Origin of the sequence: Bacillus sp. 2CMS4F (genome assembly GCF_023161785.1) — a bacterium.
Classification (GTDB): Bacteria; Bacillota; Bacilli; order Bacillales; family Bacillaceae; genus Bacillus; species Bacillus halotolerans.
The window spans coordinates 99,778-112,417 of sequence record NZ_JALNTO010000009.1 but is presented as its reverse complement, the minus strand read 5'-3'; the positions used below and the strand labels follow the sequence as shown (position 1 = coordinate 112,417).

15 protein-coding genes and 1 tRNA gene are annotated in these 12,640 nt (G+C 44.3%); 9 read left to right on the top strand and 7 right to left on the bottom strand.

All coding sequences use genetic code 11. The features are described 5' to 3' along the window. Nucleotides 1-11 precede the first annotated feature (11 nt). From MTN95_RS13980 to MTN95_RS13960, 5 genes are all read left to right on the top strand, one after another. On the top strand, nt 12-1,562 hold the full coding sequence (locus MTN95_RS13980) for a glycoside hydrolase family 32 protein (RefSeq protein WP_227598858.1): 1,551 nt from the start codon (nt 12-14) through the stop codon (nt 1,560-1,562). A 127-nt stretch (nt 1,563-1,689) separates the two neighbouring features. Further along, the gene (gene aspP / locus MTN95_RS13975; protein WP_024122949.1) at nt 1,690-3,252 is read left to right on the top strand and encodes an aspartate/proton symporter AspP; all 1,563 of its coding nucleotides are present in this window, start codon (nt 1,690-1,692) and stop codon (nt 3,250-3,252) included. Nucleotides 3,253-3,348: 96 nt separating this feature from the next. Further along, on the top strand, nt 3,349-3,933 hold the full coding sequence (locus MTN95_RS13970) for a TetR/AcrR family transcriptional regulator (protein WP_248338588.1): 585 nt from the start codon (nt 3,349-3,351) through the stop codon (nt 3,931-3,933). Between the two features lie 77 nt (nt 3,934-4,010). Continuing rightward, nucleotides 4,011-4,346, top strand: coding sequence for a DMT family transporter (locus tag MTN95_RS13965; RefSeq protein ID WP_044160350.1), 336 nt, complete (start codon nt 4,011-4,013; stop codon nt 4,344-4,346). Continuing rightward, the gene (locus MTN95_RS13960) at nt 4,346-4,660 is read left to right on the top strand and encodes a DMT family transporter (RefSeq protein ID WP_024122952.1); all 315 of its coding nucleotides are present in this window, start codon (nt 4,346-4,348) and stop codon (nt 4,658-4,660) included. The genes MTN95_RS13965 and MTN95_RS13960 overlap by 1 nt, the downstream gene beginning before the upstream one ends. A 43-nt stretch (nt 4,661-4,703) precedes the next feature. Here the strand turns inward: MTN95_RS13960 and MTN95_RS13955 are convergent, their stop codons facing one another. Beyond that, entirely contained in the window at nt 4,704-5,219 is a 516-nt protein-coding gene (locus MTN95_RS13955) for a DUF3231 family protein (RefSeq protein WP_105990929.1), read from the bottom strand. 62 nt (nt 5,220-5,281) lie between these two features. On the opposite strand from MTN95_RS13955, the gene MTN95_RS13950 reads away from it, so the two are divergent. Continuing rightward, nucleotides 5,282-5,431 (top strand): hypothetical protein, encoded by a 150-nt coding sequence (locus MTN95_RS13950; protein ID WP_181185662.1) that lies wholly within the window; start codon nt 5,282-5,284, stop codon nt 5,429-5,431. 77 nt (nt 5,432-5,508) lie between these two features. On the opposite strand, the gene MTN95_RS13945 is transcribed toward MTN95_RS13950, so the two are convergent. Together MTN95_RS13945 and MTN95_RS13940 are read right to left on the bottom strand one after the other, a co-directional pair. Next, nucleotides 5,509-6,852, bottom strand: coding sequence for an FAD-binding oxidoreductase (locus MTN95_RS13945; RefSeq protein ID WP_227598859.1), 1,344 nt, complete (start codon nt 6,850-6,852; stop codon nt 5,509-5,511). Between the two features lie 150 nt (nt 6,853-7,002). After that, nucleotides 7,003-7,078: transfer RNA gene (locus MTN95_RS13940), tRNA-Arg, on the bottom strand. Between the two features lie 279 nt (nt 7,079-7,357). On the opposite strand from MTN95_RS13940, the gene clpP reads away from it, so the two are divergent. Next, nucleotides 7,358-7,954, top strand: coding sequence for an ATP-dependent Clp endopeptidase proteolytic subunit ClpP (gene clpP, locus MTN95_RS13935; protein WP_003219849.1), 597 nt, complete (start codon nt 7,358-7,360; stop codon nt 7,952-7,954). 34 nt (nt 7,955-7,988) lie between these two features. Here clpP and MTN95_RS13930 read toward each other — a convergent pair whose 3' ends face one another. Next, nucleotides 7,989-8,564, bottom strand: a complete 576-nt coding sequence (locus MTN95_RS13930) for an LOG family protein (protein WP_024122955.1) — start codon at nt 8,562-8,564, stop codon at nt 7,989-7,991. A gap of 116 nt (nt 8,565-8,680) precedes the next feature. Here MTN95_RS13930 and MTN95_RS13925 point away from each other — a divergent pair, with 116 nt between their 5' ends. After that, entirely contained in the window at nt 8,681-9,001 is a 321-nt protein-coding gene (locus MTN95_RS13925; protein ID WP_003219846.1) for a MazG nucleotide pyrophosphohydrolase domain-containing protein, read from the top strand. Between the two features lie 27 nt (nt 9,002-9,028). On the opposite strand, the gene MTN95_RS13920 is transcribed toward MTN95_RS13925, so the two are convergent. The 3 genes from MTN95_RS13920 to MTN95_RS13910 all read right to left on the bottom strand — a co-directional run bounded on the left by MTN95_RS13920 (nt 9,029) and on the right by MTN95_RS13910 (nt 11,671). Further along, complete coding sequence (locus MTN95_RS13920; protein ID WP_248338586.1) at nt 9,029-10,639, bottom strand: SulP family inorganic anion transporter; 1,611 nt, start codon at nt 10,637-10,639, stop codon at nt 9,029-9,031. Between the two features lie 18 nt (nt 10,640-10,657). Continuing rightward, nucleotides 10,658-11,242, bottom strand: a complete 585-nt coding sequence (locus tag MTN95_RS13915) for a beta-class carbonic anhydrase (RefSeq protein WP_095712951.1) — start codon at nt 11,240-11,242, stop codon at nt 10,658-10,660. 261 nt (nt 11,243-11,503) lie between these two features. After that, complete coding sequence (locus MTN95_RS13910; RefSeq protein WP_181185720.1) at nt 11,504-11,671, bottom strand: hypothetical protein; 168 nt, start codon at nt 11,669-11,671, stop codon at nt 11,504-11,506. Between MTN95_RS13910 and MTN95_RS13905 the strand changes: the two genes are divergently transcribed. Then, the gene (locus tag MTN95_RS13905) at nt 11,646-12,623 is read left to right on the top strand and encodes a 2-hydroxyacid dehydrogenase (protein ID WP_248338584.1); all 978 of its coding nucleotides are present in this window, start codon (nt 11,646-11,648) and stop codon (nt 12,621-12,623) included. The genes MTN95_RS13910 and MTN95_RS13905 overlap by 26 nt on opposite strands. Nucleotides 12,624-12,640 lie beyond the last annotated feature (17 nt).

Sequence of the window (12,640 nt, the reverse complement as noted above, 5' to 3'; positions counted from 1 at the left end):
GAGAATCCGAAATGAAATATAAAAAAACATGCAAATGGTCAGCCGTATTCCTCATCTTTACAGGAATACTTTTGTTTATTGACTTATGGTCAAACGAGGAGCCGGCCAAAAAATCAAAATCTGTCCAAAAGCCGGACTACCGGGCGGCATATCATTTTACGGCTCCTGACAAATGGAAAAATGATCCCCAAAAACCCATCTATTTTGATGGAAAGTATCATTACTACTATCTGTATAACGGTGATTATCCAAACGGCAATGGCACGGAATGGCGGCATGCCGTATCAGAGGATTTGGTGCATTGGACAGATGAAGGCGTGGCAATTCCCAAATACACAAATCCAAACGGCGACATCTGGACCGGATCATTCGTCATCGATAAAGAAAATACAGCCGGCTTTGGCAAAAATGCACTTGTCGCAATTGTGACTCAGCCTTCAGCCAAAGACAAAAAGCAGGAGCAGCATTTATGGTACAGCACAGACAAAGGGAAAACATTTAAGCCCTACACTGACGATCCCATTATGCCCAATCCGGGGACAAAGGATTTCAGAGACCCAAAAGTCATATGGGATGATCAGCATAATAAATGGGTAATGGTCATGGCTGAAGGAACAAAAATCGGCTTTTACGAATCCGATAATTTAAAGGACTGGCAGTACACAAGCGGTTTCTTTACGGAGCAGGCAGGCATTATCGAATGCCCCGACCTTTACATGATGCGGGCAAGTGACGGGACGACGAAATGGATTCTCGGCGCCAGCGCAAACGGGAAACCGTGGGGCAAACCCAATACGTACGCCTACTGGACCGGAGGCTTTGACGGAAAAGAATTTTCTGCGGATCAAACCGAACCCCAATGGCTTGATTACGGATTTGACTGGTACGGGGGCGTAACATTTGAGGACGGGAAAAACACAGATCAATTGAATAAGCGTTACGCGCTGGCTTGGATGAACAATTGGGATTACGCCAATAACACGCCGACCAGAAAAAATGGCTTTAACGGCACAGATTCAATCGTGCGGGAAATCCGGCTCCAGCAGCAGGACGGCGCGTACAGTCTCATCTCACAGCCTGTCGAAGCATTGCAGCAGCTTTCGGCTTCCACTGACGAAGTGAAAGAACTGAATGTCAACGGCTCCAAAACCCTGTCCGTAACAGGCGATACGTATCAGCTGGATATGGACCTTTCTTGGACAGATATGAAAAACGCTGGCGTCCGGCTGAGAGAATCGGCAGACAAAAAACGCCATATTGATGTCGGCATATTCGCTGAAGGCGGCTATGCGTATGTCAACAGAGCTTTCACAGACCAGCCGGATAAAAGCAAAATGTACGTTGAAAGCAAAGCGCCCTATGACACCAGCAAACAAAACGTGCATTTAAAAATTCTCGTTGATAAAACAACGATAGAAGTGTTTGTCGGTGACGGGAAAACCGTTTTTTCAAATGAAGTGTTCCCAAAATCCGAGGATAAAGGCATTACTCTCTTTTCTGAAGGCGGCTCAGCTTCCTTTAAAAATATAAAAGTGAAACATTTTGATACGATTCATCAATAAAAACAGATGCAGCGCTTGCTGCATCTGTTTTTTTATGAGAGCCGAAACAGCAGTCAGCCTGTGCGTATTGTCTGTTTCATATTGGGCATTGTAAGAAATATAAGGCTTGTTTCTAAGGAGGAAGCGGATGTCTAAACAAGGAAATTTTCAAAAATCGATGTCGCTGTTTGATCTGATTCTGATCGGGATGGGAGCTATCTTTGGATCAGCATGGCTGTTCGCTGTCAGTAATGTCGCTTCAAAAGCAGGACCCTCCGGCGCTTTTTCCTGGATTATCGGAGGAGCCATTATTCTGTTAATCGGACTGGTGTACGCAGAACTCGGAGCCGCTTTACCCCGCACTGGAGGCATCATCAGGTATCCGGTCTATTCACACGGCCATTTGGTCGGCTATTTAATTTCATTTGTCACAATTGTCGCTTACACAAGCCTGATTTCGATTGAAGTCACAGCCGTCCGGCAATATGTGGCCTATTGGTTTCCGGGCCTGACCAAAGAGGGCTCTGACTCACCGACCATTGCAGGCTGGATTTTGCAGTTTGCCTTGCTCTGCTTGTTTTTCCTGCTGAATTACTGGAGCGTTAAAACCTTTGCAAAGGCCAATTTCATTATTTCTATTTTTAAATATATCGTACCGGTCACGATCATTATTGTGCTGTTTTTTCATTTTCAGCCGGGAAACTTGTCGGTTGAAGGGTTTGCACCTTTTGGTTTTACAGGCATACAGGCCGCCATTTCGACCGGGGGTGTCATGTTTGCATATCTCGGGCTGCACCCTATTGTGTCTGTTGCCGGTGAGGTACAAAATCCGAAACGCAATATCCCGATCGCTTTAATTATCTGTATTATCGTTTCAACCATTATTTACACGATTTTGCAAATCACCTTTATCGGTGCGATTCCGACAGAAACGCTGAAAAACGGCTGGCCGGCAATCGGCCGTGAATTTTCATTGCCGTTTAAAGACATTGCGGTCATGCTCGGTTTAGGCTGGCTTGCAACGCTTGTCATTTTAGACGCCATTCTGTCTCCGGGAGGAAACGGGAATATTTTTATGAACACGACGTCTCGCCTCGTTTACGCCTGGGCGCGGAACGGCACATTATTTGGCATATTTTCGAAGGTCAATAAAGAAACGGGAACACCCCGTGCTTCACTCTGGCTTTCATTTGCCATGTCGATTTTCTGGACGCTCCCCTTCCCTTCGTGGAACGCGCTCGTCAATGTCTGTTCTGTCGCTCTCATCCTTTCTTATGCGATTGCACCAATTTGTTCAGCCGCACTGAGAGTAAATGCGAAGGACTTAAACAGGCCGTTTTATTTGAAAGGAATGAGCATCATCGGGCCGCTTTCATTTATTTTCACAGCTTTTATTGTGTACTGGTCAGGATGGACAACTGTTTCCTGGCTTCTCGGCTCACAGCTCGTCATGTTTTTGATCTATCTCTGCTTCAGCAAATACGCGCCTAAAGAAGACGTCAGTCTGGCCCAGCAGCTGAAATCAGCCTGGTGGCTTGTCGGATTTTATGTCATGATGCTGATTTTTTCCTATATCGGCTCTTTCGGGCATGGCTTAGGCATTATCAGCAATCCCGTCGATCTGATATTGGTTGCCATCGGCTCGCTTGCGATTTACTATTGGGCAAAGTATACCGGGCTCCCGAAAGCCGCGATTGATTATGATAAATAAAGAAGCAGGAGTTTCTCTTGCTTCTTTTTTCGCTTTACAAACGCCGTCACTCGAGATAAAATGAATGATAGTCAGTCATTACAGGAGGTGTTCCTCATGCCAAAACAAACATCAGGAAAATATGAAAAGATTCTGCAGGCGGCGATTGAAGTCATTTCTGAAAAGGGACTCGATAAAGCCTCCATCTCAGAGATCGTAAAAAAAGCCGGCACTGCCCAAGGAACGTTTTATTTATATTTTTCATCCAAAAATGCTCTGATTCCGGCCATTGCGGAAAACCTTCTCACTCATACGCTAGAGCAAATCAAAGGAAGACTGAATGGCGAGGAAGATTTTTGGAACGTCTTACAAACCTTAATTGATGAGACGTTTCATATCACAGAGCGCCATAAAGATATTATTGTCCTCTGCTATTCGGGGCTTGCCATCGACCATTCCATGGAAAAATGGGAGACCATTTATCAGCCTTATTATTCCTGGCTTGAGAACATCATCAACAAGGCGATCGACAGCCAAGATGTGATCGAAGGCATCAATGCAAAGTGGACGGCAAGAACCATCATCAATTTGGTTGAGAACACAGCAGAACGGTTTTATATCGGGTTTGAACAAGATGAAAACCTTGAAGTATCTAAAAAAGAAATTTTTACCTTCTTAAAACGGAGCTTAGGTAAAGCTTAAAAAATGACTGGGTGACACCGCTCATTTTTTAACGCCTAAAAATGACTGACGTTCATTCATAAAAAGAGGTGTTAATGTTGTATTGGGTACTTGTTTTGATAGCAGGGCTTCTAGAAGTGGTTTGGGCCTCCTCCCTCAAACATGCGGATTCGCTTTTTGATTGGATTATCGTTTTTCTATTAATAGCGATAAGCTTTATACTGTTAATCCGCTCTTATCGAAAAATTCCTATGGCCGCGGCGTATACCGTATTTGTCGGAATTGGAACGGTCGGAACCTACACGACCGGGATCTTCTTAGGCGAATCCTTCTCAGCAGCGCAAATCTTCTTTTTGATGCTGCTGCTAGCCGGTATTTTAGGAATGAAGCTTTTCACAAAAGAAAATAAAACTCAGCCGAGAGGTGAAAAATAATGGCGTGGTTTTTATTATTCATTGCGGGTATAGAAGAAATTATAGCTGCCATTGCCATGAAATATATAGACGGCACAAAGAAAAAATGGCCGATTATTGTGATGACTGCCGGATTTGCTTTATCTTTTTACTGTCTTTCACAGGCCATGCAAGTCCTGCCTTCCGGTGTTGCTTATGCCGTCTGGACCGGTATAGGCAGCATAGGCGTAACAGCAGTCAGCCTGATTTGGTTTAAGGAACGGTTTCAGCTTTCTCAGCTGATTTCTCTTTGCCTGATACTTGCCGGCGTCATCGGCCTGCGTCTTACGTCTTAATCATAAAAGGCATATACAGAAAGCTGTATATGCCTTTTATCTTTTACTCATCTTCCTGGTGTTTATGAAGATGAAGCGGCGGCGGGATGAGCCAGCCTTTGTTTTTCAGCAGCCTTAAGTATTTTGCCCCTGTTGCCGCCTTGGTCATATGAAATTGCCCAAACATCATGGCGATGTCTTCGCGAATCGACTGCCCCATAATTTTGCTGCATGTCACAAGACCGGCTGCATTTTGCGCCGCTGCAGATGCGGCCACATCCGGATCGAGAAACCGCGCGCCCGGCGGAATGTCGTTAAGATCTGCATCCGGCGGTTCAGGAGAAGCGGGCGGAAGCCCCACGCCATTTTCTTTCAGGATATTGCTGACCTGTTTGATTTCATCTTGGCATTTCTCGATGGACTCACGAAGCAGCTTCTTTAAATCGCCATCACCAACATGATGCAATAACATCTGGTAATTGCCGATCATTTTATTTCCCGCCATCACATAACTCCACAAACTGAATACCTCACCGTAATGCATCGGTTCTTCCTGCGGGTTTCCGCTTAAAATACCCATGTTCTTCCTCCTTGCAAATTCATATCGTACATCTCATAACGTGCCCAAGAGGAGGAATATTTATGTTTCAGCGGGAAATTTTTATAAAACAAAAAAGACAAAAGCGGCAAAATGCCAAACCCTCGTCTTTCCTGTTGTTCTATTGGACGCGCTCGGAGGGATTCGCCCCCCCGGCAGACGTGGTGCCGGAAACCATTCAAATGCTTTTGTAGTATGAGTTATTGATTCCATCTATTTTTTAATTAAAGTTATAAACTCAGAGGGTTTTATTTTCGAAACGAATTAATTTTTAACGAGCTGGCGGGATGCTTTGTGGAAAACAAAATAAATTTTCGGGATCATATTTCGCTTTTATTTTACGAAGCCTTGCAAAGTTTGCGCCATAATATTCTTTTCCGAAATTTTCAATGTTTTGATCTGGAACATTAACATATGAACCTGCTACATATGGTTGCATCAGCTGACGTACTCTTTCAACTGAGGCAAGGTTTGAAGCTTCTTGTGATTTATTTTGCCAACTAGCCGTCCATTCCGTATAAAACAGTGGATGACGCCAAAAAAAGGCTGTTTCGTCTTTAGGTACTCTTCTTATCGCACCCCCCCAATTTATAAAAAAGAAATTGGAGTCTGCTCCAGGGGCCTCTTCCAAGAATTTTCTCATGATTGAAATGGGTTCGTCAGACCAAAGATCATGTCCCCAGGCTGAGGAGAATTTAACACTCTGATCATTTCTGCCAGGGATGGGTTCGTCAGGGTCTAAGAAATCTATAGCATCTGGATAGGATAATGTTTTGATATCTGCTCGTGTTGGAGTTCCAGCATTTAATAAAGGATTTAATAATTTAATCAATTCATTTTTTGGACCGAGGAAAATTCCTTCTGCATGACACAAACCATTTATTTTGCTGTAAATTTCAAGGTAGCATCCTAATCGTTCATCTACAAACGGTGCCCATTTCTGCCAGGCTTTAAAAACCGTCTCCAATTGTTCCCATGGCCAAATAATATTGAAGACAGTTGCTGTTTTAGGGGCACGATGAACTTTGAAAGTATATTGGGTATTATATCCAAAATTTCCTCCGCCGCCACCTCTAGAAGCCCATAGTAAATCCTCATTGCAAGATTGATCTGCGTGAATAATCCTGCCTTTTGCATCTACCGTTTTCAGTGCGAGAAGGTTATCACTTATAAGGCCAATCGATCGTGAGACTACTCCAAATCCACCGCCCATCGTAATTCCTCCGATTCCAACTGTTGGGCTGTCTCCAAACGGAGCCATAAAACCATCTCGAGCTAATCCTTTTACAAGCGGGCCAACATGAATGCCAGTTTGAACGGTTGCAATCGCGTTTTCTTCATCTAAGAAAACTTTATTCATGTCACTCACATCAATAACAATTCCTCCACTTACTACTGAAAGGTTCTTATCTAGAGCATGGCGACCACTTCTGACACGTAAGGGCACATTATTCTCACGAGCCCATTTAATAGCATTACTTACATCGTATGAATCTTGTGCAAAAACAAAGACAAGAGGATAGACATCAACATAAGGGTTCCAATTCTTAACTGCCTGTGTATAGCCGGGGTCCCCTTTGAAGATTACACGCCCTGTTAACTGTGTTGATCCCATATATTTCACTCCCAATAAAATTTGATTCCGATATCAGCATATGTAGGATCTGGATAAATTCTTAGACAAATTTTCTACGAACTTAAAAACATACAAAAAAGACAAGAGCGGCAAATGCCAAACCCTTGTCTTTCCTGTTGTTCTATTGGACGCGCTCGGAGGGATTCGAACCCCCGGCAGACGTGGTACCGGAAACCACCGCTCTATCCAACTGAGCTACGAGCGCATATTGACATATTTTCACTGCGTGATGATAACGTCAGCATAACTCATTATACGGCATTTCAGCCCAAATAACAACCTTTATTTTAAAGGGCTATTTTTTTAAGAAGACACATCATCTTCTTTCAGAAGCTCACATACGATGGTTTGAACCATTGTATTTTTGGGGAAAATGGGAAAAAGAGAAGAGTTTGCATGTCAAGCCAGCTTTTTGTTTGACCTTTATTGACCAAAAATGTATCATGTAACTACATACTTACCTAAAAGGTGAAGGAGGAGCATTATGAATTTAATACCTACAGTCATTGAACAAACGAACCGCGGGGAAAGAGCGTATGACATTTATTCTCGTTTATTAAAGGATCGTATCATCATGCTTGGATCTGCGATTGATGACAACGTTGCGAACTCCATCGTGTCACAGCTTTTATTCTTAGAAGCGGAAGACCCTGAAAAAGATATTTCTATTTACATCAACAGCCCGGGCGGCTCTATCACAGCCGGTATGGCGATCTATGATACCATGCAGTTTATTAAGCCGAAGGTATCTACAATTTGTATCGGTATGGCTGCGTCAATGGGCGCGTTCTTGCTTGCTGCCGGAGAAAAAGGCAAACGCTATGCGCTTCCGAACAGTGAAGTTATGATTCACCAGCCTCTTGGCGGAGCTCAAGGTCAAGCGACAGAAATTGAAATTGCCGCGAAACGTATTCTCTTGCTTCGCGACAAATTAAACAAAGTGCTTGCTGAACGTACTGGCCAGCCGCTTGAAGTGATCGAACGCGACACAGACCGTGATAACTTCAAGTCTGCTGAAGAAGCGCTTGAATACGGCCTGATTGACAAAATTCTGACTCGCAACACTGAAGAGCAAAAGTAAAACGAGAAGAGCCTTCCTTTCGGAGGGCTCTTTTTTAAATTTCTGTCCACTTTTTCTCTAAAATCGGATATGAGTAGTTCTTCATTTGCTCAACTAACTCATCGGGCCGTGAAGAGCTGTGGATCAGTTTAAGATGAGAGTCGTTAGAAAATCCTTCTTGAATGCTGTATTTGACCATTTTCATCATCGGTTCAAAATATCCGTTGACATTATACAGTCCGATCGGCTTTTGATGAATGCCGATCTGCGCCCAGCAAAGCACTTCAAATAATTCTTCATATGTACCGAAACCGCCCGGCATGGCGATATAGCCGTCAGCCAGTTCGCTCATTTTTGCCTTCCGTTCATGCATGCCGTTGACTTCAATCAGCTCTGTCAGATTTTGATGGACAACCTCTCCGCTGAACAGGCCGCTTGGCATCACGCCAATTGCGGTGCCGCCGTTTTCCATTAACGCATCGGCAATCGCGCCCATCAGCCCTACACGAGAGCCCCCGTATACCAGGCCGATTCCCTGCTCTGCCATATACACGCCAAGCTCTGTCGCTTTTCTTTTATACGCTTCATTTCCCCCCGGGTTTGAGCCCGCAAATACACAAATTGTTTTCATCTCGTCATCTCCGCATCTATATATCGTGTTAACATTCAAAAAACACACTATATATTGTCCCATCTTCATGTGATAATATCAATATGAAATACATAAAGAATGCAGGAGTGATGATGTTGCAGCTGGCTGATGCTGAAAAATGGATGAAAGAGTTTTACGAAAAAAGGGGCTGGACGGAATACGGACCGTTTATTCGAGTCGGATTTTTAATGGAGGAAGCCGGAGAGCTGGCACGGGCTGTCAGAGCGTATGAAATCGGCAGAGACCGGCCGGATGAGAAAGAATCGACTCGAGCTGAGCAAAAACAAGAATTGATTGAAGAAATGGGAGACGTCATCGGAAATATCGCCATCCTTGCTGATATGTACGGTGTTTCTTTAGAAGACGTGATGAAAGCCCACCAAGAAAAACTGACAAAGCGATTTGAGCATGCATAAAAAAACGGCCGCAGTCGGCCGTTTTTTTCATCCTGTGATTTCATCATGATGATCAAAGAAATGCTGCTTTCCTATTTTGTGAAAGAGGCCTGTTTTATGCAGGAGCTCTTTAGGCTGAGACTGCAGCCCTACGATCATCAGCTTTCCGTTGTGGCGCTTAATTCTGTTCATGATGTTCACAAGCACCGCTTCTGCGGACGTATCCATGTAATGCACTTTATTCATGAGTAAAATGAGGGTCTTCGGCTTTTTCTGTACATGCTCTAACAGTGACGATTCAAGCGAATCAATCGATCCGAAAAACAGCGGTCCTTCTATAGAGTACATGCTGACAGAAGGATCTGTCCCCTGCTCCCTCTTAGCCGCTTTCGCAAGAGCTGGATGAGACTCCTGATTGTGAATACGGGTCGCTTCACTCATTCTTCTGATGAAGAACACAAATGCGAGCAGCAATCCGGTCGCCACACCGACGATTAAATCAAACAAAACCGTCAGGGCAAAGGTAGCGGCTAAAATGAAGGAATCGGCGTTTTTCAGTCTCAGCATATTTGCGACTTCCTTCCGCTCACTCATATTCCATGCGACAACCATTAATATCGGCGCCATACTTGCAAGCGGAACGTGGGAAGCATAAGGCGCGAATACAAGCAGTACAAGAAGAACCACAACGCCGTGAACGACACCTGAGACAGGTGAAACCGCTCCGTTTTTAATATTGGTTGCCGTCCGCGCAATCGCTCCGGTAGCCGGGATTCCGCCAAACAGCGGCGCGGCCATATTCGCAATCCCCTGGCCGACAAGCTCTTTGTTGCTGTCGTGCTTTGACCCTTTCATATTATCGGCAACCATCGCGGATAATATTGACTCGAGGCCGCCAAGAAGCGCGATGACAAGCGCTGCCGGAAACAGCATGACCATTTTATCTATTGTCAGCTCCGGAAACTGAAATTCCGGCAAATGGCGAGGAATTTCTCCATAGGTTGAGCCAATCGTTGCCATACGGTCAGGGAAAAACACAACCGCAACAAGCGTAGAAATGAGAAGAGCCAATAAAGCTCCGGGTATCTTTGGCATCACTTTGGCGGATACAAGCAAAATGACAAGTCCGATGACTGCTGTCAAAATGGCATATCCGTTAAAGGTGCCGAGCTTCTGTGCAATTTCAAACATGTTGTGATGAAAGTTCTCATGTTTTTCTACGTTTTTCAACCCGAGAAAATTAGCGATTTGTTCAGTGAAGATTAACACGGCGATGCCAGCCGTAAACCCGACGATAACTGGCTTCGGCACGTACTTCATAATTTTGCCGAGCTTAAACAATCCGAACAGCACCAGCATGACGCCTGCCATAAACCCCGCTATCAGCAGATTTTCCAGACCGTACTGCATCACGATACCGAATAAAATCGGGACAAACGCGCCTGTCGGACCGCCAATTTGATATTTAGATCCCCCGAACAAAGAAATACAGATCCCCGCCACGACAACAGTATACAGCCCGTATTCAGGCTCGACTCCCGAGGCAATGGCAAACGCCATCCCTAAAGGAATTGCCACGACTCCTACTACGATACCTGCAATTAGGTCATTCTGAAATTTCTGCAAATTGTATCCCTTGAATCTCCCAGAGAATCGCATATTTTGTTAAAACCTCCCTTATGAATTAGTCTTTATGAACTCAGTTTCATAACCGTTAATCACGACATCAAGTTTGCCTGTCTCCGGGTGTATCACAAGCCCGTGAACCGGCAGCTTTTTTGGCAGCAGCGGATGATTCTTGATCAGATTGACACTGTGGGAAACGCTTTCTTCCACACTGTGAAAACCGGTCAGCCAGGTTTTCAAATCTAATCCGGCGCTATCAAGTAAACTCAGGCAGCTTGCTTCTACCCCGCGTTCCTTTGCTTTTTCAAGAATCGAGGCCGCATTCAGGCCTGACATCCCACATTCATGGTGGCCGATAATGCAAACCTCTTCAGCCTGCAATTCATAAATGGCGACCAATATGCTGCGCATGACACTTCCAAATGGGTGAGAAACGATGGCTCCCGCGTTTTTTACAATCTTAGCGTCGCCGTTTTTAAGCCCCATTGCTTGCGGAAGAAGTTCTGTGAGTCTTGTATCCATACAGGTAACAATAACGAGCTTTTTTGAAGGAAATTTTGTCGTTTTGTAGGGTTCGTACTTCTTCTCTCTGACAAACTGCTGATTGTGTTCCAAAATTGATGTTAAAGAAACCATTCTAATTCATCTCCCATCCATATGTTTTTGCAAGCCTTCTTACCCAGCTTACAGTAAGGAATTATAGCATAGGAACAGGCCGCGAAAAGGCTTTCAACAAAAGACGATCTAATTGGACTGTAAAATAAAAACTCAAAAATTTATATCTTTCAAAGATAATAAAATTTATATTTATTGAATCCTATAATCCAGGTTCTGCTGATATTTTGGTGATTTGTCTGACAAAAAATATAGGCGAATTCAGATAATTAAAAAACTTATTTAAGCAGAGGCTGCTATTTTTTCAATCACTGCGATCATTTTAAGTTCAAAAGAACCAGAAATTTCAACAAACGCAGCAATATTTCTAACTTCTATTTCTTTCCGATATAATAAAATAGACAACAGCCATAAAGGGGGAGCCTTGTTGAAACCATTTGTATTTATCACCAAACCGATTCCTGAAGAGATTGAAAACATGATCAGTGAGCATTGCCGTTATGAGATATGGCAGGAGGATACACTTCCGCAAGAGGTGCTATTCGAAAAAATGAAAGATGCTGAAGGGCTTTTAACTACTGGAACATCTGGGCCGTCCATCAACAGTGAGCTGCTTGAACATGCTCCTAAGCTGAAGGTCGTCAGCAATCAATCCGTCGGCTACGATAATTTTGATATAGAAGCGATGAAAGAAAGAAACGTCGTCGGCACTCATACGCCTTATACACTGGATGACACAGTGGCCGATCTGGCCTTTTCTTTAATTCTATCATCGGCCAGACGTGTTGCTGAACTGGACCGTTTCGTCCGGGCCGGTAAATGGGGTACGGTTGAAGAAGAAGACCTTTTCGGCATTGACGTCCATCATCAAACATTAGGCATTATCGGCATGGGCAGAATCGGCGAGCAAGCGGCCAGACGCGCCAAATTCGGTTTCGATATGGACGTGCTTTATCATAACCGCCATCGCAAACAAGAAACTGAAGAAAGCATCGGCGTCAAATACGCTGAGCTTGACACACTGCTGGAGCAATCAGATTTTGTTCTGCTGATTACTCCGCTGACTGACGAAACGTATCACATGATCGGGGAACGTGAATTTAAACTGATGAAGGATTCCGCAATTTTCGTCAATATTTCCCGGGGAAAGACGGTTGATGAAAAAGCCCTCATCCGCGCTCTTCAAGAAGGCTGGATTCGCGGTGCCGGTTTAGACGTGTACGAAGAAGAACCTGTCGCAAAAGACAACCCGCTCTTGCAGCTCGACAATGTCACCCTACTGCCGCATATTGGGTCAGCAACAGCGAAAGTGCGCTTCAATATGTGTAAACAGGCCGCTGAAAACATGATCGCAGCTATCAAAGGGGAAACACCGAAAAATCTGACAAGAGAATTTCAGTAAATTAAAAAATCCGGTCT

Coding starts and splice junctions, on each gene's coding strand:
- MTN95_RS13950 (WP_181185662.1), top strand. CDS start 5,282: ATGTTTCAGCGGGAAATTTTTATAAAACAAAAAAGACAAAAGCGGCAA.
- MTN95_RS13955 (WP_105990929.1), bottom strand. CDS start 5,219: ATGGGTATTTTAAGCGGAAACCCGCAGGAAGAACCGATGCATTACGGT.
- MTN95_RS13920 (WP_248338586.1), bottom strand. CDS start 10,639: ATGCGATTCTCTGGGAGATTCAAGGGATACAATTTGCAGAAATTTCAG.
- MTN95_RS13970 (WP_248338588.1), top strand. CDS start 3,349: ATGCCAAAACAAACATCAGGAAAATATGAAAAGATTCTGCAGGCGGCG.
- clpP (WP_003219849.1), top strand. CDS start 7,358: ATGAATTTAATACCTACAGTCATTGAACAAACGAACCGCGGGGAAAGA.
- MTN95_RS13930 (WP_024122955.1), bottom strand. CDS start 8,564: ATGAAAACAATTTGTGTATTTGCGGGCTCAAACCCGGGGGGAAATGAA.
- MTN95_RS13960 (WP_024122952.1), top strand. CDS start 4,346: ATGGCGTGGTTTTTATTATTCATTGCGGGTATAGAAGAAATTATAGCT.
- MTN95_RS13945 (WP_227598859.1), bottom strand. CDS start 6,852: ATGGGATCAACACAGTTAACAGGGCGTGTAATCTTCAAAGGGGACCCC.
- MTN95_RS13980 (WP_227598858.1), top strand. CDS start 12: ATGAAATATAAAAAAACATGCAAATGGTCAGCCGTATTCCTCATCTTT.
- MTN95_RS13915 (WP_095712951.1), bottom strand. CDS start 11,242: ATGGTTTCTTTAACATCAATTTTGGAACACAATCAGCAGTTTGTCAGA.
- aspP (WP_024122949.1), top strand. CDS start 1,690: ATGTCTAAACAAGGAAATTTTCAAAAATCGATGTCGCTGTTTGATCTG.